The organism is Acetobacter conturbans (assembly GCF_011516755.1).
Taxonomy (GTDB): Bacteria; Pseudomonadota; Alphaproteobacteria; order Acetobacterales; family Acetobacteraceae; genus Acetobacter; species Acetobacter conturbans.
Window position 1 is genome coordinate 22268 of record NZ_WOSY01000003.1, and the last position, 23288, is coordinate 45555.

Annotated in this window: 22 protein-coding genes, 1 tRNA gene and 1 pseudogene; 13 read left to right on the forward strand and 11 right to left on the reverse strand. The window is 59.0% G+C overall.

All coding sequences use genetic code 11. The features are described 5' to 3' along the window. The first annotated feature begins 228 nt into the window (after nucleotides 1–228). Nucleotides 229–1974, forward strand: a complete 1746-nt coding sequence (locus GOB81_RS03595; RefSeq protein WP_173569021.1) for an oleate hydratase — start codon at nucleotides 229–231, stop codon at nucleotides 1972–1974. A 1720-nt stretch (nucleotides 1975–3694) separates the two neighbouring features. On the opposite strand, the gene GOB81_RS03600 is transcribed toward GOB81_RS03595, so the two are convergent. From GOB81_RS03600 to GOB81_RS03620, 5 genes are all read right to left on the reverse strand, one after another. Next, nucleotides 3695–5647 (reverse strand): hypothetical protein, encoded by a 1953-nt coding sequence (locus tag GOB81_RS03600; RefSeq protein WP_173569022.1) that lies wholly within the window; start codon nucleotides 5645–5647, stop codon nucleotides 3695–3697. Nucleotides 5648–6209: 562 nt separating this feature from the next. Further along, nucleotides 6210–6301 (reverse strand) — tRNA-Ser (locus GOB81_RS03605). 107 nt (nucleotides 6302–6408) lie between these two features. Next, the gene (locus tag GOB81_RS03610; RefSeq protein WP_173569023.1) at nucleotides 6409–6948 is read right to left on the reverse strand and encodes a hypothetical protein; all 540 of its coding nucleotides are present in this window, start codon (nucleotides 6946–6948) and stop codon (nucleotides 6409–6411) included. Between the two features lie 106 nt (nucleotides 6949–7054). Continuing rightward, nucleotides 7055–8440 carry a purine-cytosine permease family protein gene (locus GOB81_RS03615; protein WP_173569254.1) on the reverse strand — a complete coding sequence of 462 codons (1386 nt, stop codon included), beginning with the start codon at nucleotides 8438–8440 and terminating at the stop codon, nucleotides 7055–7057. Then, a complete protein-coding gene (locus tag GOB81_RS03620; RefSeq protein WP_173569024.1) occupies nucleotides 8440–9267 on the reverse strand; it encodes an SDR family NAD(P)-dependent oxidoreductase in 828 nt (275 codons plus the stop codon). The genes GOB81_RS03615 and GOB81_RS03620 overlap by 1 nt, the downstream gene beginning before the upstream one ends. A gap of 100 nt (nucleotides 9268–9367) precedes the next feature. On the opposite strand from GOB81_RS03620, the gene gmk reads away from it, so the two are divergent. Together gmk and hldE are read left to right on the forward strand one after the other, a co-directional pair. Beyond that, complete coding sequence (gene gmk, locus GOB81_RS03625) at nucleotides 9368–10021, forward strand: guanylate kinase (RefSeq protein WP_173569025.1); 654 nt, start codon at nucleotides 9368–9370, stop codon at nucleotides 10019–10021. 6 nt (nucleotides 10022–10027) lie between these two features. Next, nucleotides 10028–11464: a bifunctional D-glycero-beta-D-manno-heptose-7-phosphate kinase/D-glycero-beta-D-manno-heptose 1-phosphate adenylyltransferase HldE gene (hldE, locus tag GOB81_RS03630; protein WP_173569255.1), complete on the forward strand. Its 1437-nt coding sequence runs from the start codon at nucleotides 10028–10030 to the stop codon at nucleotides 11462–11464. Between the two features lie 48 nt (nucleotides 11465–11512). Here hldE and GOB81_RS03635 read toward each other — a convergent pair whose 3' ends face one another. The 4 genes from GOB81_RS03635 to cls all read right to left on the reverse strand — a co-directional run bounded on the left by GOB81_RS03635 (nucleotide 11513) and on the right by cls (nucleotide 14256). After that, a complete protein-coding gene (locus GOB81_RS03635; RefSeq protein WP_173569026.1) occupies nucleotides 11513–11701 on the reverse strand; it encodes a YqaE/Pmp3 family membrane protein in 189 nt (62 codons plus the stop codon). Between the two features lie 106 nt (nucleotides 11702–11807). Further along, the gene (locus GOB81_RS03640) at nucleotides 11808–12335 is read right to left on the reverse strand and encodes a DUF1269 domain-containing protein (protein ID WP_173569027.1); all 528 of its coding nucleotides are present in this window, start codon (nucleotides 12333–12335) and stop codon (nucleotides 11808–11810) included. Nucleotides 12336–12351: 16 nt separating this feature from the next. Next, nucleotides 12352–12603 carry a hypothetical protein gene (locus GOB81_RS03645; RefSeq protein ID WP_173569028.1) on the reverse strand — a complete coding sequence of 84 codons (252 nt, stop codon included), beginning with the start codon at nucleotides 12601–12603 and terminating at the stop codon, nucleotides 12352–12354. 114 nt (nucleotides 12604–12717) lie between these two features. Continuing rightward, on the reverse strand, nucleotides 12718–14256 hold the full coding sequence (gene cls, locus GOB81_RS03650) for a cardiolipin synthase (RefSeq protein ID WP_338421301.1): 1539 nt from the start codon (nucleotides 14254–14256) through the stop codon (nucleotides 12718–12720). 170 nt (nucleotides 14257–14426) lie between these two features. Here cls and trpB point away from each other — a divergent pair, with 170 nt between their 5' ends. The 10 genes and pseudogenes from trpB to GOB81_RS17625 form a co-directional block, all read left to right on the forward strand. Further along, nucleotides 14427–15650 carry a tryptophan synthase subunit beta gene (gene trpB, locus GOB81_RS03655; protein WP_173569029.1) on the forward strand — a complete coding sequence of 408 codons (1224 nt, stop codon included), beginning with the start codon at nucleotides 14427–14429 and terminating at the stop codon, nucleotides 15648–15650. Next, nucleotides 15647–16462, forward strand: coding sequence for a tryptophan synthase subunit alpha (trpA, locus tag GOB81_RS03660; protein ID WP_173569030.1), 816 nt, complete (start codon nucleotides 15647–15649; stop codon nucleotides 16460–16462). Before trpB ends, trpA begins: the two co-directional genes overlap by 4 nt. Nucleotides 16463–16699: 237 nt before the next feature. Further along, the gene (locus GOB81_RS03665) at nucleotides 16700–17743 is read left to right on the forward strand and encodes an ABC transporter substrate-binding protein (RefSeq protein WP_173569031.1); all 1044 of its coding nucleotides are present in this window, start codon (nucleotides 16700–16702) and stop codon (nucleotides 17741–17743) included. 21 nt (nucleotides 17744–17764) lie between these two features. Further along, nucleotides 17765–18532 (forward strand): ABC transporter permease, encoded by a 768-nt coding sequence (locus GOB81_RS03670; protein ID WP_173569032.1) that lies wholly within the window; start codon nucleotides 17765–17767, stop codon nucleotides 18530–18532. Next, nucleotides 18529–19320 carry an ABC transporter ATP-binding protein gene (locus GOB81_RS03675; protein ID WP_173569033.1) on the forward strand — a complete coding sequence of 264 codons (792 nt, stop codon included), beginning with the start codon at nucleotides 18529–18531 and terminating at the stop codon, nucleotides 19318–19320. The genes GOB81_RS03670 and GOB81_RS03675 overlap by 4 nt, the downstream gene beginning before the upstream one ends. Before the next feature lie 83 nt (nucleotides 19321–19403). Continuing rightward, complete coding sequence (locus tag GOB81_RS03680) at nucleotides 19404–19625, forward strand: hypothetical protein (RefSeq protein ID WP_173569034.1); 222 nt, start codon at nucleotides 19404–19406, stop codon at nucleotides 19623–19625. A gap of 134 nt (nucleotides 19626–19759) precedes the next feature. Then, complete coding sequence (locus GOB81_RS03685) at nucleotides 19760–19936, forward strand: DUF1328 domain-containing protein (RefSeq protein WP_173569035.1); 177 nt, start codon at nucleotides 19760–19762, stop codon at nucleotides 19934–19936. Between the two features lie 145 nt (nucleotides 19937–20081). Next, nucleotides 20082–20801 carry a ferric reductase-like transmembrane domain-containing protein gene (locus GOB81_RS03690; RefSeq protein ID WP_173569036.1) on the forward strand — a complete coding sequence of 240 codons (720 nt, stop codon included), beginning with the start codon at nucleotides 20082–20084 and terminating at the stop codon, nucleotides 20799–20801. Continuing rightward, complete coding sequence (locus GOB81_RS18015) at nucleotides 20786–21193, forward strand: cytochrome c3 family protein (protein WP_173569037.1); 408 nt, start codon at nucleotides 20786–20788, stop codon at nucleotides 21191–21193. The genes GOB81_RS03690 and GOB81_RS18015 overlap by 16 nt, the downstream gene beginning before the upstream one ends. Before the next feature lie 286 nt (nucleotides 21194–21479). Then, nucleotides 21480–21630, forward strand: a pseudogene (locus tag GOB81_RS17625) (IS5/IS1182 family transposase); the annotation flags it as partial. Nucleotides 21631–21706: 76 nt separating this feature from the next. On the opposite strand, the gene rplQ reads toward GOB81_RS17625, so the two are convergent. After that, nucleotides 21707–22135: a 50S ribosomal protein L17 gene (rplQ, locus tag GOB81_RS03700; protein WP_173569038.1), complete on the reverse strand. Its 429-nt coding sequence runs from the start codon at nucleotides 22133–22135 to the stop codon at nucleotides 21707–21709. Between the two features lie 24 nt (nucleotides 22136–22159). Further along, nucleotides 22160–23179, reverse strand: a complete 1020-nt coding sequence (locus GOB81_RS03705; RefSeq protein WP_173569039.1) for a DNA-directed RNA polymerase subunit alpha — start codon at nucleotides 23177–23179, stop codon at nucleotides 22160–22162. Nucleotides 23180–23288: the final 109 nt, after the last annotated feature.

A 23288-nucleotide genomic window follows, 5' to 3' on the forward strand; every position in this document is an offset into this window, starting at 1 on the left:
CTCCGAAAACATTACTTTTCTTTCCTCTCCCTGAAGTCTCAACCCCATCAGGAAACAGCTCGCAGTCGTTGCTCTGGAATTAAGACAACAGTTCTGCTGACATCGCGTTTCCGTGAGTTTGACGCATATCAACGACAGGAATGGCAAAGCGGAACGCTATGACCGGCAAAGTTTTCCATCTGGGAATACCGACCGGCCCACATAGGGTCCCAAAGAGGCAGCCATTCCATGAGATACGCCCACAGCAATTTCGAAGCCTTTGTGTGTCCTGAAAAGCCGGCCGGGATCGACTCCCGCTCGGCATGGATTGTCGGTGGTGGGCTTGGTGGCATGGCGGCAGCGGCCTTCCTGATCCGCGATGCACAGATGACGCCCTCGAACATCACCATTCTCGAAGCCTCAGATCTCAACGGTGGCGCGCTGGATGGCGCGGGCAATGCGGAGACCGGCTGGCTGATCCGGGGAGGCCGGGAAATGGAAGAGCAGTTCCAGTGCCTGTGGGATCTGTATCGTTCGATCCCCTCTCTGGAGGTGCCCGACGCTTCGGTGCTGGACGAGTTCTATCGTCTCAATCGGGTCGATCCCAGCAGCAGTCCGGTCCGGGCGATGTGCGGGCATGGGCAGCCTTTGCCGGGCCGCGACCTGCTGAAGCTGACGGGCAAGGCGCGGCGCGAGATCATTGCGCTTATTCTGGCGGATGAGGATAAACTCGACGGCAAGACGATCAGCGATGTCCTCTCCCATGACTTCATGGAGTCCAATTTCTGGCTGTTCTGGCGCTCGATGTTTGCGTTCGAGACGTGGCACAGCGCGATCGAGATGAAGCGTTACCTCGCCCGCTTCGTGCATCAGATCCTCGGGCTGAAGGATCTGCACACGCTGAAATTCACGAAATATAATCAGCAGGAATCGCTGAGCAAGCCGCTGGCGACGTGGCTTGCCGATCAGGGCGTCGTGTTTCGTCATGGTGTGCAGGTGACCAACGTCGCCGTGGACACATCCGGCGGCAAGAAAGTCGCGACCCATATCGACTGGCTGGAAAGTGGCGCGGCAGCCGGTGTCGATCTCAGTCCGGACGAACTGGTTTTCGTCACCAACGGCTCGATGGTGGAAAACTCCCGCTGGGGCGATCATCACACGCCCGCACCGATTGAAACGACCATTACGGAGGGAAGTATCTGGCAGTTGTGGCGCAACATCGCGGATCAGGATCCGGCGTTCGGGCGCCCGGATGTGTTCTGCGGCGACACGACAAAATCCCGCTGGGAGTCCGCGACTGTTACGACGCTGGACGCGCGTATTCCCGATCTTGTGCATAAGGTCACCGGGCGTGATCCGTTCTCCGGTCGCACGGTGACGGGTGGCCCGATCACCATTCAGGATTCCGCCTGGCTGATGAGTTGGGTTGTCAGTCGTCAGCCGCATTTCAAGGACCAGCCAAAAGGGCAGATGGTCGCGTGGCTGTATGGTCTGTTCAGCGACGTGCCGGGCGATTACGTGAAAAAGCCCATGCAGGACTGCACGGGCGAGGAAATCACGCAGGAATGGCTGTTTCATATGGGCGTGCCTGCGGATCAGATTGACGACATGGCGGCGACAGGGGCGATCACCCGTCCCTGCATGATGCCGTTCATCACAGCGCAGTTCATGACGCGTTCGGCGGGAGACCGCCCGAAGGTCGTACCGGATGGCAGCGTCAATCTTGCCTTTCTCGGTCAGTTTGCCGAGACGCCCCGCGATACGGTGTTCACGACGGAGTATTCGGTCCGCACGGCGATGGAGGCCGTCTATACGCTGCTCAACGTCGATCGCGCCGTGCCTGAGGTGTTTGGCAGCGTCTATGATGTCCGGATGCTGTTGCAGGCGGCAGCGGAGTTGCGGGACGGGAAGAAGGTGCTGGCGTCCGGGCTGCTGCGTCATCTGACGGACGGGACGGAAATTGATAATCTGCTGGAGCGTTACGGGCTGATCTGAGGTGGAGCGGCAAAGACGCACTCGGTGTTTAGACTCATGGCCTATTGATTTAATGCAGAAGTTTTTGCTTCAGGCTCTTTGAGAAAACTGGGGAACAGATGGCCCGGTATGGGTCCTGCTTTCCAAAGAGGCTGGGTAAATGTGGTGTTAGAAGCTGTTTCAAAAGCTCTTTTCTGGTGATCCGGCGCGCTTTTTCTGCATTCCGGTGCTCACGGCCCGCATGACTATTTCGCTTCAATGCTCAAAAACCTATACTGGTCGCGCTCACCCTCAAGGACGGTCGCATTCAGCAGAGAGCTTTTGAAACAGCCTCTTAAGGATCGTCGCGTGTTGAGCGGCATCATCTTTGTCAATCTCAAGGGATTACGCTGTCAGCACGCGGAATAAAGCTTACAGAATACCGGTGTTGCTGACTGTGGATTTTTCTTGGTTGAATGGGCATGTGGCATTATTCTGCTGGGAATGAAGCCGGGAGGTTACGATGACAGAAATCACCTCAGCCGAACTGCCGAACGAAATTCCCATTCCGGGCAAGATGCCCCCACCACCCCCTCCTCCTAGAACACCGCCCCCGCGTCAGGACCCTGACGATAGTCCTGCCAAAAAACCACCGACCATAAACTGACTGGCATCCACAGGGCTGCCGTGCAAAATCCTTGAATATGTATGCAAGAAGTCCCCGGGACCATCGAAGCATACTGACGCATGCATATTCATTTTACCCAATATCAGTAACATTCAGAAAAACTCTCGTCACATGATGCGCTTATTCTGGTTTTTTCGCGGAGAACCAGAGTTGAGCATGCAAACAAAAGCGGGTTTTTTCAGCATTATCGCTCCTGTTGTTTTTACCTGCCCGCTCGGACAATGCATGTGAGCACGCAGGCTTCTCAACCCGTGCAATCATGACCACGGGAATGAACCCGGCAGGGAACAGGTCGCAAATGGCTATGGCTGCGTTTGCGAAACCGGGTACCCCATTTTCGCGGGGGCCTTTGCCTTGCATCCCCTTTTTCCACACCCCACTCATCGTCCAGAGCGCCGCCGCTGCGCAAAATACGCAAGAAGCTAGATCCATTCCGGCAGACCTATGCGCCGTGAGTCCGTCTGCACTCCGGCAGCCTGCCGAATGAGAGTGCACAGACTAAGTTTTTCCGTTCTGTTCACGGCACTTTTGACGACAGCATGCACCCACGGTGGAAGCTGCGTGAAAGATCCTGCCTCAGAAACGATGGGTAAGATTGGCAGGGGCGCACTTTCGGCAGCTTCCATGGCCACCGGCGCAATCGGAGGAACTGCTGGTCAGGTGGCGGGCATGTCGCTTCACGGACTGTCCGCTGTCGCGGGCCTTGATGACAGGCATAACGGCGGCCCCCACGGCGAAGGGAATCAGGACGCCTCATCTCCCTGTGAACGCGGGGAAGAAAGCGCAGAAGATGCCACGTCAGAGCCCCGCGTCGAGCCATCCCAGATAAAGTTCAGTGGAGGGTAAGAGACCTGCTGAAGAAGGGCGCTGACAAAAGTAATCGCCACCGAATGCAGGAGATGGCGATGCATCCACCCGGAGCGGCCGTCGACGGGTGCCTCGCCTCACAGGTGGCCGTCCTCATTTAAAGCGTGAAAGGGACTATCCGCTCCCTGCATCGTAGAATGCAGGCACAGGGAGCGAACAACCCTGCGAGCCGGCTCACAAAGGAAAATCCGGATCGCAAATGTTCTCTTACGAAGCGAGCAGGGTGGTGCTGGACTGATCGTTTGTCAGAACCGGAGCCGTAACGGTCTGGGACGTCCCAAGCAGAGCCGCCACACTTCCCGTCGTCGACGCCTGTTCATCGGGCATAATCGTGGCCGCAGTCATCGTGGCCGTTGCCGTCGTGCTTCCCAGAGCGGCCACCGCGAAGCTAGACTGAATGGACGAATGTACGTCCGTCCCGCTCGCAATGGCAGAAAGGGATGAGGCGGAGCCAGACAACGAAGACGCTGCGATGATGTGGCTGAGCGTCACGTCCTGACCGTTGCTCAGGCCGATGGTCAGCGTGTAACTGCCGTCCGCGTTCTGGCTGTAAGCCTGCGACGTCGCTGTCGCATCCTCATTCGGATTGATGAGGAAGTGCGTGTTGGCATTCACCCCGGCAAAAGTGCTCTGGATATCCTGCAGATTGCCGCTCAGGACGATGGTGTCGCTCGTGCCATCAACGTTGATCGTGCTGTCATTGCCATAAAGCGACGCATAATAGGTGCTGTTATTGGTCAGATTGACCGTCGGCAGATCGACTTCCTGCGCCTGACGGGCAGAGCCGAACGTCGAGTTGTTCAGCGTCAGCGTGCCGTTGCCGGAAAGATGATTGCTGTCAACGATCACGTTGCTGGTGTTATTGTCGATGGTCAGCTTGCCATCGATCGCGCTGACGCCGCCCAGTTCGACCCTGGCAGATGTGTCGACCACCAGAGAAGCCTGCTCTCGCACTTCGAGACCTGCCGTGGAGAACACATAGCTCTGCGGGTTCTCACCTGCAGCCGCTTCGATGGTCAGGGTCGCGCTGTCATTGACGGAGAGACTGACGAACTGGTCAGAACTAGCCTGCGTGACGACGACATTGGAGGTACCATCCACTGTCCCCTGATAGCAACTGTCACTCTGCGGGATAAAACCGGCAGACCAGTTGCTCGCATCCGACCAGTCACCTGAAGCCGCTGTATAGTAGTCGTTGCCGGCACTGTTATGGTTCACCACACCAGCACTGGTGGTCACGCTGCTGCCTGTGTCGGTCGCCACCGTGAGCGTATTCTGCAGATCCTGATGAATCGTGGATGCGCTGTAGTCCGGCGTGACCATCGAGGCGTTGGCATCCGTCAGGATGTAATTGCCGTCAGCCGTCTCATTGATGGACACGGAACCCGGCGTGAAGCCCTCTGCGGGAACGATATCACTTGCCGTCAGCGTGCCGCCATTCGACAGGGTGATGACCATCTTATAGCTGCCGTCACCATTAGCTGTAACGCTCGCAGCAGTGGGATGGACGCCATCTTCGGATGCGATCTCAATACGGGCATTTTCGGAAAAGCCCTTGATTGCCGTCGTGACAGTGGGATCGTTGGACGGCAGGACAAGCGTGTTGACCGTGTCCGGATCGAACGTCACGGAACGCCCCGTCGCATCCCAGCCCGTGTAAATGGTGCTGCTACCCTGCAGGGTGATATCCATGTCAGGGATATGAACGGGAGCAGTCGCCGAACCGAGCGTTGAGTTGATCAGGTTCAGCGTGCCGGTGCCGTTGAGCGAGTTGCCATCAAGCACAACGTTGCCATCGTTGTTCATGATAGTGACGGTGCCGCCACGAATCTCCGTATAAAGTCCAAGATCGACGGCCGAGGGCGTATCAATGATCAGAGACCCGGTCTGAGCGACCTGCAGCGCCTGTATCGCGAACACATAGCCAGCGTCGTCTGAACCACCGACAGCCGTGATCTTGACTGTTCCGTAATCGCCTACGCTCAGAGAGTTGATCTGACCATAGGAAGCGCCTCCGGCCACAGCCACCACAGGGCTGTCCGCCGTTCCGGTAACATCGGCTCCCTGACACGTCTTGCTCTGCGGGATATCGCCGTAAGACCAGCTTGAAGCGGCGTAAAAATCGCCTTCAGCTCCACCATTCCAGTAAGTGGTCGTCATAATTCAGCAGACCCTTTTCATCTATACCCTATCGCCCTACCCCAGACGGCGGCCGGATAGGCAGGAAGCTGACTGGAGACAATACGGTCGTTGGTTTTATTGTATAATTTAGTATTATACATTTACTATTAAGTAACACAACATAACATCAATCAAGGTGTTTTTTATTAAAGTTATAGTTTTTAATGCTTATATTTATAGAATAGATTCATATTTATTGAGTTTTTTTAATTTTTTAGATCGATTTACAGCCTAAAAGGCTCCTCAAACTATCCAAAATTAGAATAAATAATACTTAATTTTCGCCTTAATTTATAGAAACGAAGCGTTTTGCATTTCAGATATTACCATATATTCCGATAAGACCTGTCTTTTCAGCGCACCATGAAAAATGACTTGCCTGCATAAAGCTAATACTCTTCCCGCTGCGGATTCATGCGTGCCTGACACCATAAAGCCTGCAGCTCGACGGACATTCGGCGACATATCCAAAAAACTCGGATGCCACGTAATCGGCCGAGATTTGGAACGAATAAGAATTGTATTTGGGAAATTTCGGAAATGGCGGAGGGGATGGGATTCGAACCCACGATACGCTGTTAAGCGTATAACGGTTTAGCAAACCGCCGCCTTCAGCCTCTCGGCCACCCCTCCTAAGCACACTGCGCGTGCTTGTGCGGCGGAACCTACCGGTTTCTCACGGCCTCGTCAAATCATCCGTGAACCGCCGATCGTCTCAAGAAAGAGGTAGAATCTCCTCCTTATTGCCCCTGAGACGGCGTGTTGCCCATTTCCTGCAACAGTCCCTGCACACCGGCCTGATTGCCCTGCAACAGCCGGATATTGGCCGGATTAAGCTTGGGCGCATCCTGGGTATTGCCGGACGTGTTCGTCGTCACAGCATATGTGATGCCGAAACAGGTCAGCCCCATCACAAAATCCCGCGGCGTGAATCCCTGCGACTTCAGGACCGCATCAATCCCGGGGACCGCCGCAACACGTGCGATGGTCTCATTCAGCGACGTGCGGCCGGTCGGCGCCGGGGGCTGCAGTCCCGTGCTGCGCAGGATTTCCAGTGTGTTGATCATGCGGGGGAAAAAATCCGTCGGCAACGGATAGGCTGCCGCCGTCTGAACATCCCGCCGCATCACCGCCATCTGTTGCTCGGTGGGCGCAGGAGGCTGCTGAAATGTGCCGGACTGGCCATCAGACGAGGTCTGCGCGTGCGCCGCCCCTGCTCCAAGGAAACAGACACACAGCACCAGAACAGAACCAAAGGGCTTACGATACAGATATCTCATAGGCTTCTGACTCTTCCTGTAAGCTGCCGCCGAACACAAAGCCGCGCACGGGTGCGTTCGAAAGGTCTTTCAAAACGCGTAAGTTGCGCCAGATTTCGGGCAATCGTCAAATCACGCCATTTCCTGCAGGCTTGGAGATCCGCCCTTTGCCGCGCCCCGCAGCATACCAGGCCGCCGCCACCAGAAAGCCTATATAATAGCCGATGTCCGCTCCGCCGAGCCACGTTGCAACCGGGCCCGTGTAGAGTGAACTGGTGGAAAACAGCAGGATGGTCAGCACGGACGTGACCACAAAGATCGTTGCGCCCCGGGTCCATCCCGCGGGAGGGCGCAAGACTTGTCCATAGACCGCCCGCGCAGCCGAATGGCCCCCTGTAAGATACCAGTCTGCCAGCACAATCCCGCACCAGGGGGCGATCCAGTACATGGTGACCAGCAGATAGTCCGTATAGAGGGTCGCATACCGTCCGGCACCCGCAACCGCAAGAACGTAGCCGAGGGATGCGGTGATGATCGCCGCCGCTACGCGGGGAATGTGAATACCTGCCGAAATCAGGCTGTAACTCGCCGTATTGTCATTGAACGAATTCCCGGTGATCGATGACAGCGCGATGGCCGCCAGAGCCAGAGGGCCGAGCGGTCCCATCGCATGCTGAAGACTGGCAATGACCGCCGTGGGCGATGGCTCCGCAATGCTCGTCGCCGTCAGCAGGCCGAGAATCTGGAACGGCACGGCTGATAGCAACAGTCCCGCGAGTGCCAGTTTCACCACCCGCTTCGGTTCTGCGTTTGCCGGAAGATAGCGCGTGTAGTCCGACGAATAGGTCGCCCATGACAGGTTGAAACTGACGAGAATGCCCACCGCCAATAAAAACGTCGCCAGCCCGACCGGGTGCGTCGCATGGATCACACCTCCGCCACGCACGGCGAAGGTCACCCCGATTGCGGCAAAGACGATCAGCAGCCCTCCACCGAGATATTTCTGGAGAGCCTGCACGACATGATGCCCGTAAATCGAGGCCACCATCTGGATCGATGCCAGAACACCAAGCGCCAGCCAGAACGGTGGTGGGAATCCTGCAAGTGCCAGCAGGCTGATCAGTGCCGCAGCAGCCGGGACGTTGTTCACGGCATCCCAGCCGACGCAGTAAAGCCAGTTCAGGAAGGATGGTGGCCTGACACCAATCGTCCCCAGCGCCATGCGGGAAGCTTCCATCTGCGTCAGTCCCGTCGAAGGACCGATCGCGGCCGCCAGCGCCACAGGAAATGCTCCGACAAGATTACCGATCAGAATCGCCAGAACGCCCGTCCGGAAATCCAGACCGAGACTGACCAGCAACGCGCCTGTAACCCATCCTCCGGGGCCGAGATTCGGTGAAAAATGGCTCCAGAACACCCTGTCCATCGGCATCGTCTTCCGCGCCTCCGGCACCGGCTGACACACCGAGGCAGCCGACAGATCCTCCATCAGGCCATGGGGATCAGCAGCCATCATGCGACTCCAGGTTCACTTACTGCCGGCATACTGCCCGCCGCTCCGGTCGGTTGATTCTGGTAATAACGTTCTGCCAGAGAAACGGGCAGAAGATCCATGAAGCGCGATCCGGCGGCAATCCATCGTGGAAACGAGATGCGACGACGGTTCTTCGCCAGCCCAGCCATGATCCGGGCCGTCGCCTCTGCTGTCTGGACAAGCCCCGGCATTGGAAACTCGTTCGACGCCACCATCGGCGTGTTGATGAAACCGCAGACGACCGAACTCAACAGAATGCCCTCCTGTTTCAGATTACCTCCGGTCGCCACCATGAACCGGTCCACCGCCGCCTTCGTGGCGCAGTAGGACGGGGTTCCCGGAAAGGACACCAGTCCGGCAATCGAAGAAATCGCCGCGATTCGGCCCCGGAACCCATCGGGGGCCAGTGGCTGACGACGAATCACATCGATAGCGGGGAAAATCGTGTTGAGCACGCCGTCCAGATTGACGGCCACCATCCGGCGCACCTGATATTCGGACTCACCGGGCGCCTCACCGGCCTTTGCCGCGGCATGAATACCACCCGTGATGCCGGCGCAGGCCAGCACGACGTCCAGCGTTTCGGCAGCCTCGATCGCCTGACGCATGGCCGCCTCGTCCGCGACATCCAGCGCGTGCGCCACCACCCGCGCGCCGAGCCCTTCCGCGCGCGCGGCGGTGTCGGCGAGCCGACGGTCCTCACAATCGATGAGATACAACGTGACGCCCGGACGGGCGGAACGCAGGGCGAAAGCCCGACCCAGCCCCGAGGCTGCGCCGGTGATCAGAAGAGAATCCTGTTTCATAGTCGCCCCATTAAGAACCTGCTGCTAAAAGGTCGCAACCGCCGCCCCGACATAAACGGGGAAGGCTGCTGAATACGGCAGGGAGGCTGAGAACGCCGATATGACACGCACCGGAACGACCACCGCCACGACACCTATTACGCGGCGGGGCGTCTGCCTTGTCATTTCCGCTCCGTCCGGCGCAGGCAAGTCAACCATTGCCAATGCCCTCCGCGCAGCCGACCCCAGACTCCGGCACTCGGTGTCGATCACCACCCGCACGCCACGCCCCGGCGAGACGGACGGCATCCATTACCATTTCCGCTCGATGGATGAATTCCAGAGAATGGCCGAACAGGGTGAACTGCTGGAATGGGCCACCGTGTTCGGACGCGGCTACGGCACGCCCCGCGCGCCGGTGGAGCAGGCACTCGCCGCCGGATACGACATGGTGTTCGACATCGACTGGCAGGGCCATCGCCAGATCCGCACCGCTCTGCCCGATGACGTCGCCAGCCTGTTCGTTCTTCCCCCTTCCCTCACCGAACTGGAAAGACGCCTGACCGGTCGTGCGGCCGATGCCCCCGAGGAAATCAGACGCCGCATGGACGCCGCGCTCGCGGAGATTTCACATTGGCAGGAATTCGACCATGTGATCGTCAACGCGGAACTCGACCGCGCCATCGCCGAAGCCCGTGCCGTCCTGACCGCCGCGCGGCTGCGCACACCACGGCAGACGGGGCTTGCCGACTTTGTTGCCGGGTTTCTGGGCTGAACCATGATGGATTTTTCCCGCATCACCGTTCTCTGTGTCGGTGACGTCATGCTCGACCGTTTCGTCTATGGCGAGATGGAACGAATCTCCCCGGAAGCACCGGTGCCAGTCCTGCTTCTCAAGGAACGGCGTGAAATGCCGGGCGGCGCGGGCAACGTTGCCAGTAACATCATCTCACTGGGCGGACGCGCCATCCTGATCGGCCTTGTCGGCGAGGATGAGGCCGCCCTCACGCTGCGCGACGCCCTGCGCCTCCGCACAGGCGTTTCGGAAATGCTGGTGGCGACCCCCAAACGCCCGACCATCTGCAAGACACGCTTCATCGCCTCGCATCAGCAGGTCGTCCGGGCTGACGAGGAAAGCCGCCTGAAACTGCAACCCGAAGAAGCAGAACTGCTCTGTCGCGCCATCGACGCACGGCTGGATGAGGCCAGTGTCGTGATCCTGTCAGACTATGGCAAAGGCGTCTGCGACAGCATGGTCGTGCGGCACCTGATCGGCGAAGCCCGGTTGCGGGGCATCCCGGTATTCGTTGACCCGAAAACATCCGACTTCCGGCATTATCGCGGCGCGACCTGCATCACACCCAATGCCAAAGAACTGGTTGCAGCATCAGGCATCTCCGGCACTGATGATGCCAGTGTCGAACGCGCGGCCCGCAAGGTCATGGCCGAGGCGGAAGCCGACGCCATCCTCGCCACACGCTCGGAAAAAGGCATGATGCTCATTCCAGCGGAGGGTGAAGCCGAAGCCGTCCCGGCCCGTGCCCGGGAAGTGTTCGATGTGTCCGGTGCGGGCGACACCGTGATTGCGACCATGGCGCTAGCAGTCGGGTCAGGAATGCGTTTCGCTCAGGCCATGCGTGTCGCCAACGCGGCGGCGGGTGTCGTGGTCGGCAAGCTCGGGACCGCGACGGCGGACATTGCCGAGGTCAAACGCGAACTGCATGCAGAAGATGCACCGGTCACATCTCCGCACCTGCTCACCCTGAACGATGCCCAGAGACAGGTCGCTGGCTGGAAATCACAAGGACTGTCCGTAGGGTTTACGAACGGGTGCTTCGACATCCTGCATCCGGGACATATCAGTCTTCTGGCAGCCGCACGGGCCGAATGCGACCGGCTGATTGTCGCCCTGAATGACGATGCCAGCATCCGTCGCCTGAAAGGGGAAACTCGCCCCGTCAACATGCTGGAAAGTCGCGCCGCTGTCATGGCCGCTGTCCGCTATGTCGATGCCGTCGTGGCCTTCACCGAAGACACGCCACTGGAGACCATCCTCGCGCTCATGCCTGATGTGCTTGTAAAAGGCTCAGACTACAGGCCGGAGGATGTGATCGGAGGCAGGGAAGTCACCGCCAGTGGCGGCCGGTTATTTCTGGCTGATCTTCAGGCAGGACACTCAACGACGGGAACGATCGGGCGTATTCAGCATCGTGCCTGATCGCCCGGCACAGGATCAAAAGCCGGGCGCAAGCCGATTCTTTCGGAGTCAGTTCAGGCCAGCTCTTTTGAGCTTCTGATCGGTCTTATACTGACTTAACGCGTAGACAGCCCAGATAGCCGCCGGAATCCAGCCGAGAACGGTGACCTGAAGGAAGAGGCAGACAATGCCCGCAATCGGACGCCCAATCGTAAAGAATGTCAGCCAGGGCAAGAAAAAAGCAATAATCAGGCGCACGGACCACTCCCGCTAAAAGAAAAGCCCCGCACACCGCGAGGCTTTCCAGTTTGGCGTCTTTGCGGGGCTGCTGTCCAGCATTCCCGCCATTTCCCGTAAACCCGTATCAGGTAGCGGCCACGACCTGCCCCAGAGCCGTGCGGAGCTTGCCTTCGGCCTCCGGCGACAGTGAGGTCTGAATGATCTTCGCATGACCTTTCAGATCGGACAGGTGAGCGATCACCTTCTCCGGCTCCGCCTTGCGGATCAGCACGAACAGCGCGGAACTTCCCGGCGTCAGCGTCGCACCGAGATTCTTAATGAAATCATCATTGATTCCATAATCGCTGAATTTCCCGTCCAGCGCGCCGATACCCGCGCCGGCAACGCTGCCGACCACCAGACCGGCAAGCGGATTGAGGAACAGCAATCCTACCAGCGCACCCCAGAAACCACCTGACAGGAAGCCCCAGGAAGCGCCAACCTTCTCAAGGTTGATGCTCTGGTCAAGATGAACCTTGCCATCAGCCGTACGGCGGACGACCACGGCATCTTCCAGATCCAGAAGATATTCCTTTTCAAGTTCGCGGCATTCGCCCAGCGCGTTCTTCGCGCCGTCGAGACTGTCGAACCCAACAACAACAAGCGTACTCATAACAATACCTTTCGGATTACTCAGCAGCCTTGCGGCCCAGCACATAGCTGATGGCCGAAGCCGCCACGAGGATCAGAAAGCCGAACACTTTGCAGCCGGTCGGAATCGTCTTCTCATGCACCTTCACCTCACCCTTCATCTCCGCGAGATGCTCGGTGATCTGCTTGTGCAGTTCGTTCTTATGCTTGTGGAGGGACTTGTCGAGATGCTTGGCAATCTCCTCAAGATCCTCGGGGGCAAGTTTCCGTAGAATATCGGTGGCGCTCATTATAGCTGCACTCCTGAAATCACGACGACCACGACCCTTACGGCCACAGTTCTCTCCTGAATATTGGGCCGCATCTTTCAATTTTCAAGAGTTGCTGTCCTTAACTTGCGTCCATCAAAGCACAGGGCCGATCATCGCAAGGGTGTTGTTCCAGAGCACCCGCGTTTTTGGCCAGTTCACAACCTGTTCAAGCGTCACCTCTTCCGATGCATCGATATAGACCTGCTGCCGCTCCCGGACGACCTCGGTGAAGGCCGCATCCACAAGCTGAATGTTGTTCTCGAAATTCAGATCGAAACTGCGCCGGTCCAGATTGGCGGAACCGATGAGAGTCATGCGGCCATCCACCGTCATCGCCTTGGTATGCAGCAGTCCATGGGGGTATTCATGGATCTTCACGCCCGCTTCAAGCAGATCCCGGTAATAGCTGCGGCTGGCACCGGCAACGATCCAGGAATCGTTGCGCTTCGGCACGGTCAGAGTCGTCACCACCCCGCGCCGCGCCGCCGCGCACAACGCCGCCTGTATTGACTCGTCCGGCACGTAATACGGTGTCGTGACAGTCAGTTCCTCCGCTGCCGCATTCATGATCGAGACAAAGGTTTCCGGCATGGCAGCATAACGGACCGCCGCGCTCGTGCCGATCACCTGCCCCACGAATCCCTCCCCTTCCTCCACCTTCGCCGAGGCCAGAAGCGGAGTCAGATCCTCGTTCGTGTGCGCCATCCAGTCCGTGGCGAACAGATGCTGGTTCTGCAGGACAACCGGCCCTTCGAAGCGGGCGACCATATCCACCCACGGCGCGTATTTCGCCTTTACCAGAAAGGCAGGATCGGCACAGTTCTGACTGCCGCAATAGGTCACGCGATTGTCAATCACCACGACCTTGCGGTGATTGCGCATGTCGAACCGGCCACGGAACGGCCGCAGCAGCAGGCTTCCGAGAGGAAGCGCCCGCACCACCCGCACGCCACTCCGCTCCATGTTGCCCCAGTGCGGGGTGTGGATCAGGTGACGGGACCCAAGATCGTCCGCCATCACACGGCACACCACACCGCGCTTCGCCGCCCGCACCAGTGCGTCGACAACCTTCATGCCATTGCCATCCGGCAGCCAGATATAGAAGCAGATATGGACATGCGCGCGGGCGCCATCGATATCGGCGACCATGGCGTCGATCGCCGCATCAGAATCCTTCATGAGTGCCGCGCGGTTACCACCCATCGGCGGGTAACCGCTGATCGACTGTCCTACCCGAAACAGCGGCGCGAGCCGTGGCGGCAGACCGAATTCCTTTTCCGCATCGATGAGCGCGTCCGCCCTCTTGCCCGGAACAGGCAGGCGTTTCATCGCATCCCGTATCCGCAGCACACGCTCGGGCAGGAGATTTGTCTCACCGAGCAAAAGATAGGCTACGGACCCGACAACAGGCAGCGCACCAATGATCGCGACCCAGGCCACCCGTGAAGCCGGCTGGCGATGCGGTCTGAGGAGGGCGCGGGAAATGAAGACGACCTGAACGGCGGCCGTCACGCCCGCAACGTACCAGCTCCATTTCATGGCCTTCACATGGGGCGCAGGGTTGGTGCCTTTTCGTGTGACGGCGGAGAGTTCTCTGCTCCCGTCTCCTGACTTCGTGGCCGCCTGCTTCACGCTCATCTCCGTCCCGTCTGTTCTGCCGTCACGCTATCGCCAGCCTCCGCCTGCGACAACACACGCCCCGCTCATGGATGCCCCTCATGGACGCTTTCGTGGCCCCTTGTTATACCGCCAGACCTGATAATTCCGCGCGAGAGCGCAGTGCAGCGGAGACGGCGACAATCATGACAGACGGCGCAAGAGCAAACAGTCTGCGAAACGGGCCAGACGCATCCGGCCATTTCGGCGACGGGCTGGGAGGACGGTTCGTAGCGGAAACTCTGATGCCCCTGATTCTGGAGCTGGACGCGGCGTACAAGACCGCGCAGGCCGATCCGGCTTTCCACAAGGAGCTGGCGTTTTACCTGAAGGATTACGTCGGTCGGCCTTCTCCCTTGTGGTTCGCAAAGCGCCTGACAGACCAGCTCGGCGGCGCGAAGATCTACATGAAGCGCGAGGAGCTGAACCACACCGGCTCCCACAAGCTCAACAACGTGATGGGCCAGATCCTGCTTGCCCGCCGCATGGGCCGCACGCGCATCGTGGCCGAGACCGGCGCGGGTCAGCATGGCGTCGCCACCGCCACGGTCTGCGCGCTGTTCGGCATGCAGTGCGTCATCTACATGGGCGCGACCGACGTTGAACGGCAGGCTCCCAACGTGTTCCGCATGAAGCTGCTCGGGGCCGAGGTCGTGCCCGTCACGTCCGGTGCCGGCACGCTGAAGGATGCGATGAACGAGGCGATGCGCGACTGGGTCGCCAATGTTCATGACACTTACTTCCTGGTCGGCACCGTCGCTGGCCCGCACCCCTACCCTGCCATGGTCCGTGATTTCCAGAGCGTGATCGGCGACGAGGTGAAGGTCCAGATGGAGGAAGCCGAGGGCCGCCTGCCGGATGTCATCGTCGCGGCCATCGGTGGCGGCTCGAATGCGATGGGCATCTTCCATCCGTTCCTTGACGATCTCTCCGTCAGGCTGATCGGCGTCGAAGCTGCCGGACATGGTCTGGACAGCGGCAAGACCGCCGCCTCGATCGAGCGGGGCACACGCGGCGTGCTGCACGGCAACCGCACCTATCTGTTGCAGGACGAGAACGGCCAGATCATCGAAGCCCACTCCATCAGCGCCGGTCTCGACTATCCCGGCGTCGGCCCTGAGCACTCCTGGCTGCATGAAATCGGTCGCGCCGAGTATGTCGGCATCACGGATGATGAGGCGCTGGACGCGTTCCAGACCTGCACGCGCACGGAGGGCATCATCCCGGCGCTGGAATCCGCCCATGCTGTCGCCCATGCGACGAAAATCGCACCGACGCTGAGCCCGGAGACCCTGCTCGTCATCAACATCTCGGGCCGTGGAGACAAAGATATCTTCACCGTCGCCGAACATCTGGGAGTGAAGCTGTGAGCCGTATCGCCCGCCGTTTTGCGGCGTTGAAACAGGAAGGGCGTGGTGCGCTCATCCCTTATCTCGAAGCCTGTGACCCCGACTTCCAGACGTCGCTCGACCTGCTGAAGGCCATGCCGGAAGCGGGCGCGGACCTGATCGAAATCGGCATGCCGTTCTCCGATCCCTCCGCCGACGGCCCGATCATCCAGCTTGCCGCCCGTCGCGGCCTGAAGGCGGGCGCCACGCTGCCGCGCCTGTTCGAGATGGTGAAGTCGTTCCGCGAGCAGGATAACGACACGCCGATCATCCTGATGGGCTACCTGAACCCGATTGAAGCTTATGGGATCGATCGGTTCTGTGTCGACGCTTCAGCCGCCGGAATCGACGGCCTGATCATCGTGGACATGCCGCCGGAAGAAGCCGGACCGATGCAGGGACCGGCCAAAGCCGCTGGTCTGGACATCATCCGCCTGATCGCGCCGACCACAGATGACAACCGCCTCAAGCTGGTGCTCAACCACGCGTCCGGCTTCGTCTATTATGTGAGCATCACCGGCATCACCGGAACACGTTCGGCCAGCGACGAGGATCTGCGTGCGGCCCTTGTGCGTCTGCGTGCAGTGACGGATCTTCCTGTCGCCATCGGCTTCGGCATCCGCACGCCGGAACAGGCGGCGTCTGCGTCACGCATCGCTGAGGGCGCGGTTGTCGCCTCGGCCCTGCTGGCGACACTGGCGAAAACACTGGATGCGGCCGATCAGGCGACGCCCTCCACTCTCCCTTCCGTTCTGACACAGCTCCGCGAACTGGCCGCCGCCGTTCGGAGCTGACAAGCGGCGTTTTTTATCGGGAGGAGCCACAACACCGGGTGGGCTCCTCCCCTTCGCCTCCAAAGATAGCAGGCGGAAATGCCGCATTCTCCGGCACACCACCAAAATTCAACAGAAATAAAAAGTGGAAATTCCAGCCTTCGCTAACAAAGAAGCATGGATTGCGCGAAAATATATCCTGAGATATGAGGTAATTCACATATCACAACCTCAATAAGTGGATAGGAATCCCACACGATGCTGGCCAAGAAAACCAGAAGAGTTCTGTCGGGCCTCGCCGTCGCGGCCGGACTGCTTGTCAGCGCCGCCCAGATGGCAAGTGCCGCAGCCATCCGTGTTGGCTACATCCCCGTGCTGGGCTCTTCCTCTCTTTTTGTGGTCGATGGAGAAGGCTGGGCAAAACAGGCCGGGCTGGATCTTGAGCTCGTCCGCTTCACCTCGGGGCCGCAGGCGATTCAGGCCCTCGTCGCCGGTCGGATTGACGCTTATGTCGCCGGTGTTCTCCCGCTCCTTCAGGTTCGCAGCCGCGGCGTGGACGTGAAGGTCGTCGCATCCGGGGCCATCGAGGAGCTGGCCGTTATCGCTCGTGGGCCTCTCGCAGGCGGACTGGACGTGACAAAGCCGGGCGGCCTGACGAAAGAGCAGCTCGCCGACCGGATAGCGGCCTTTACCAAAGCGACCGGACGCAAGCCAAAAATCGCCACACAGCCGACAGGCTCCGTCCCTGACACCGCGCTCCGCTACTGGCTCAAGGAGCGCGAAGGCGTGGATCTTTCGACAGTCGAGATTGTCGGGATTGATATCGACGCCGCGCAGCAGGCGTTTCTCGCTGGTGCCGTCGATGCCGCCATCCTGCGCGAGCCAGCTCTGACCGTCATCAAGGCCCGCGTGCCGGAAACCCGCGTGCTGGCCACTGGCCATGACATTCTGCCCGGACAGCCCGGATCGGTTCTGGCAATCGTCAGCCCCAACGCTCCGGATCATGCCCCCTGGTCGGGCAAACTGACCGGCCTGTTCGTCAAGGGAACCACGCTGATCGCGAATCATCCGGAGGAAGCGGCCCCATTCGTGGCAAAAGCACTGGGTGGCGGCTTGCTGAAACCGGTCGTGATCGAGCAGGCGCTGAAAGCCTCATCGGCACAGTTCGTGACCGACCCGGCCCAGATCATTCCCGGCGTAAAGGCGTTGCAGGATTTTGAGGTCAAGGAGGGTGTCCTCAAGAAGGCAGTACCGGTAGATGACCTCTTCGACCTGCAGATGTGGCGCCAGCCTGCGCCCTAAGCGCGGGACAAGGGACCTGGAATGATCGGTTTGCATGTTGGAACAAAAAGCCGGCTGGGGCTGGGCTCTCTCGGCCTGCTGACACTCGTCGGCCTCTGGCAGTGCGCGGTCCAGTTTCATCTCGTGCCGCCGGGGCTGCTTCCCGCCCCTACGGAACTGTGGCCTGCCTTCGTATCGGAAGTCTCCGGCGGCTTCTGGCTTCAATCCATCGAGGACAGTCTGGTCCATTACTGCGCGGGCCTGCTGATCGGCTCGCTGCTCGGTGCCGCAGCCGGACTTCTGTGCGGGTCCGTGCCTCTGGTGGATGCTTTCACCGGCGGCATCGTCCGCCTCCTGCGTCCGATTCCCGGACTGGCCTGGGTGCCGTTCGCCATCCTGTGGTTCGGCCTGAACAATGTCGGTGCAACGTTCGTCATCGCCATTTCCGTCTTCTGGATCAATTTCTATGCCGCCTATGGTGCGGTTAAATCGGTTGACCGTGAACTGTACGAGGTGGCGGCCGCCTTCGGTCACAGGGGACTGCTCGCCCAGCTTCGTTATGTCACGCTGCCTGCCGCCTCGCCGGGCCTTCTGGCGGGACTGCGAACGGGCCTGGGGCAGGGCTGGATGTCCGTCGTGGCGGCGGAACTGTTCGGCGTGCCGGGTGTGGGCGCCCGGATGATGCAGGCGTCCAGCCTGCTCGCGACGGATGTGGTGGTCGTCTACATGATCACGATGGCGGGGTTGTATGCGTTGACTGATTTTCTGTTTGGACTGGTCCGCGACCGGCTGCTTCGGTGGCAGGGATGAATGACATGACGTCTCTTGTGCACGTCGAGGATGCCGGTCTGTCGCATGACGGCGGCGAGAATTTCATCTTTCGCCATGTCGACCTCTCAATCAGGCAGGGAGAATTTGTCGCCGTTCTGGGGCCATCCGGCGTCGGAAAGTCGACTCTCCTCCGGGTGATCATGGGGCTCGTTCCGCCGACCGAGGGCCAGATCGCGCTGACCACGACCACGGAGCATAAAGGCAACCGGCAGGCCGCACTGGTCTTTCAGGACGCGCGCCTGATGCCCTGGCGAACGGTCCGCACCAATGTCGAACTGGGCCTGGAAGGACTGGGCCTCAGTCGTGCCGAACGGCATGACCGCGCGGCGCAGGCGCTGCAACTGGTCGGTCTATCTGCGGAAGCCGACCGCTGGCCGCGCCAGCTTTCCGGCGGCCAGCGGCAGCGTGTAGGCGTCGCCCGCGCCCTGACGGTGAACCCGGACCTTCTGCTGATGGATGAACCCTTCGGCGCACTGGACGCGATCACCCGCAGCAGTCTCCAGACGGAACTTCTCGGAATCTGGGAAAAGACCCGCAAGACGGTACTCTTCGTGACGCACGATATCGACGAGGCACTCCTTCTGGCCGACCGCGTGATCGTGCTGGCGGGAAAACCGGCCCGCGTGCAAGGCGACCTTCAGGTCGGGAAGCGTCCCCGCGATCCGTCCACCCCCGCTCTTCGTGCTCTTGCCGGCCGTCTGAGAAGTCTGATCGCGGGCGAAGACGACCCCGGTGACAGTGCCTACTGGCAGGCCGCCGAAATCTGACCTTACGGATGTTGACCTCCCCGGACGGCCAACACAGACTGAATTTCCTGATCCGATACGCCAAACATACAAAGGAAGACCGCATGTCTCAGACGAGCCCCGAGGACAATTACACGCTTGAAAGTGGCATCGGTCGCCTGCAAGACGAGGACGGACCGCACACCTCCCGCTGGGCCAGCGTAAACGACTGCATGACGGACGGGCTGGATATCCTGCGTGATCTGACCGTGGATACGCCCATCCGGACCCTCAGCGTAGCACTGGTGTTTGGCAGTCTGTGCGGCATGTGGCTTGCGCGCCGCTGACAGGCATTATGCTGGGACAAATTTCTGTGGATCAGCATAAAATTCCGTCTCTTACGGAGTTTTCAATGCAACTGACGCAAGGGAAAACAGTTTACTCATTACATAGAGCCCACAAATCAAAAGGATAAAAAGTTATGCTCAGACTGGCTCTGTTTTTCCTGATCGTGTCCATCATTGCCGGCTTATTTGGCTTTGGTGGCATCTCCTCCGCTGCTGCCGGGATGGCGAAAATCCTCTTCTTCATCGCCGTCATCATCTGTGTCGTGCTGTTTGCAATGGTCCTCATCGGCGTCGGGGCTGTTTCCAAATAGTCCGCCGCTTATCAGAAGCGTTCATATCAACGGGGATGCTCTCAGGCATCCCCGTTTTTTGTTGGCCAAAAAGCGACAACCATTGGGGTTGGCCGAACGTCCGTGATTTTCTAAAACGAATTCGTAACAATCCGGATTAGCCGTCATGCAAAGCTGGATGACGCTCTCCCTGAGCCTGACGCTTCTCTACCTGTTATTCTTCGGCCTGTTCGGCTTCGGAACCGGGCAACCCGCCCTTACGCGCGGCTGGGATTTTGCAATGCTCAGTGGCTTGTCGGCCATCTTTGCTTTTCTGGCGTTGTTTATCCTGACGGGACGCCCTTTCAGAAAACCCGCTTATGAAGGCAAGTTTTTCATGCGCCTTCACATCTTTCTGGGCTATCTGGCTTCCCTCTTCGTTGCCGTTCACGTTGGCGGCAGTCTCTTGTGTGAACCCCTGATCTGGCAGGACATCTGGCCTCCAGTACTTCCACTCATGCAGACCGGACTCCTGTCCAGCATCCTCCTGATCGTGATGCTCACCACATCACATACCGGGACCAGACGCCTGATTTTCGGAAACTCTCGTTTTTTCCGTTATGCCCATTACGGTCTGGCCGGTGTTCTTCTCTGCGCCGCTTCTTTTCATGCCTGGCAAGCAGGCTTCCGGATCTCGGGCCACACGATCCCTTACATTCTCGCCCTCGTCACTTTAGCGACGCTGGCGAGCCCGGCCGTGAACCGCTGCTTCCTTCCTGAACGAGCGCCTCGCACGCAAAAACGCCGCATACGGAATACTACGAGATTAGCCGTGCCGGCGGTCACCGTTCTTTGTCTTGCAGGAATTCTGACGCCGATTTTATGCGTGTTATGGCTGCACCATTGAGAAAGCCGACTGCTTTAGCGCTCCGTTTACTCGCTGGATTGCTTGTCTGCGGCGGCCTCATCGGCAGCGCACTCTGGTGGCACCTCAAAGGTGCTCCCAAAAGTTTCGCCCAACATGCCCTCATGCCTCTGACGTTTGCTCACAGCGATCATGGAGCTTTTAACTGCGTGATCTGCCATCACAACTACACGGAGCCGAAGCTCGCCTCATGGCCATTTCAGCACTGCATTGAATGTCACAAAAAAACGCCTGAGATTACGCCTTTCATAGAGGAGCAATTTCACCATCAATGTGAAAGCTGCCATCTCAGGCTAAAGCAGGAAAAGCGAGCTACTGGTCCAGTTCGGGCCTGCCACATCTGCCACACGCGGGAGCCCATCCCACGATTTTAAGGGGACTGCTTCAAAAGCTATCTGCCGAGCAAGAAAGCCTCTGAAGGCGCGAGGACACCGTGTATTTTGATTACTGAAGCGGAGCGGTCATACGGGGCGTGAACATCGGAGCGCAGAAAACGGGCGCCGGATCGCCAGCAGAGACCTCGTGAAACAGCATTTAAAATGATGCCAGTTTGCTCAGCCTGTTCGCTGGCAGAATCTGAAGAACTCTCGGCAGCCCTACACCTTTGAGGAAAAAGGTATTTCCCTGTATTCATAGCGGGGGGTGAAGTCGTGGACAAAGCCTGTCAGATACGACAAACGAGCTATAAACGCCGTAACCTCACCGAAATCATGTGCACCTGCCTCAGGGACTGGCGACAGATCGCCACACGTTACGACAACTGCCAGCAGTAGTCTTCTTAGCCGCCATCTGCCTCGACGCTATCGTTCTGAGTCCCGGACCTCTCGGCCAGCAAAAGAGCAAAAAAAAACCGGCCCGAAGGCCGGCTTTCAATCAACCGCGGCAGTTCAGGCCGCCAGACCGGTTTCTTCTTCCGTAGCAACCGGACGCGGACCACTGTCCTTGCCCTTCGCTTCGACATCACGGTCGATCAGTTCGATAACAGCCATATTGGCAGCATCGCCATAACGAACGCCAGCCTTCAGAACGCGCGTGTAACCGCCCGTGCGAGCCTTGTAGCGATCAGCCACAGCCGAGAACAGCTTGCTGACGATCGTGTCGTCACGCAGCTGTGCATAAGCCTGACGACGAGCATGCAGATCACCGCGCTTACCGAGCGTGATCAGCTTTTCAACGACCGGGCGCAGTTCTTTCGCCTTGGGCAGGGTCGTCGTGATCTGCTCATGCTTGATGAGAGCGACGGCCATGTTGCGAAACATCGCCGCACGGTGGGTGGAGGTTACGCCGAGCTTCCGACCGGCAACACCATGACGCATTGTTAAGTCTCCTGTTGTCGCGGATCAGAAGGGCTCGTCGAGCCGCTTCGCCAGATCCTCAATATTCTCCGGCGGCCATGCCGGAACATTCATGCCAAGAGAAAGTCCCATAGTCGTCAGGACTTCCTTGATCTCGTTCAGTGACTTACGACCGAAGTTCGGCGTGCGGAGCATTTCCTGCTCGGTCTTCTGAACCAGATCACCGATATAGATGATGTTGTCGTTCTTGAGGCAGTTCGCCGAACGGACAGATAGTTCAAGCTCATCAACCTTGCGAAGCAGGTTGCGGTTGAACGGCAGGTCGTCCTGCGGCTCGGTCGTGACAACCGGGCGAGGCTCATCAAAGTTGATGAACAACTGAAGCTGATCCTGAAGAATACGCGCAGCAAGAGCCACTGCATCCTCAGGCGTCACCGCGCCATTCGTTTCGACCGTGAGCAGCAGACGATCATAATCCGTCACCTGCCCGACACGGGTCGGCTCAACCTTGTAGGAGACACGCTTCACCGGCGAATAGATCGCATCGATAGGGATCAGCCCGATCGGCGCATCTTCCGGACGGTTGGCAGCAGCAGGGACATAACCCTTACCGATGTTCACCGTGAACTCCATGCCCAGCTTCTCACCCTCGTCGAGGGTGCAGATCACCAGGTCGGGGTTCATGATCTCAATACCATGACCCGTCTGGATCTGACCGGCTTTGACTTCACCCGGACCAGTCGCCGTCAACACCATGCGCTTCGGGCCCTCGCCATGCATGCTGAGAGCGAGCTGCTTGATGTTGAGCACGATGTCCGTCACGTCTTCACGCACACCCGGCACAGCCGAGAATTCATGTAGAACGCCGTCGATCTGGATCGCGGTGATCGCCGCGCCCTGAAGTGAAGAAAGCAGAACGCGACGCAGAGCGTTGCCAAGCGTCATGCCGAAACCGCGCTCAAGCGGCTCGGCAACGATCGTCGCCACGCGAGACGGAACGGAGCCGGATTCAACTTCCAGCTTCTCCGGCTTGATCAGGGATTGCCAGTTTTTCTGGAGCACCAAGGTCTCGGCCTTTCAATAAAAGGGGCCGCAACAAGACGGCGGAAGCCCCGACATCAAGCCGGGGCAGCTTCTATAAAAGAATTCCGTCCCGGAGAGGGGCAAACCACTC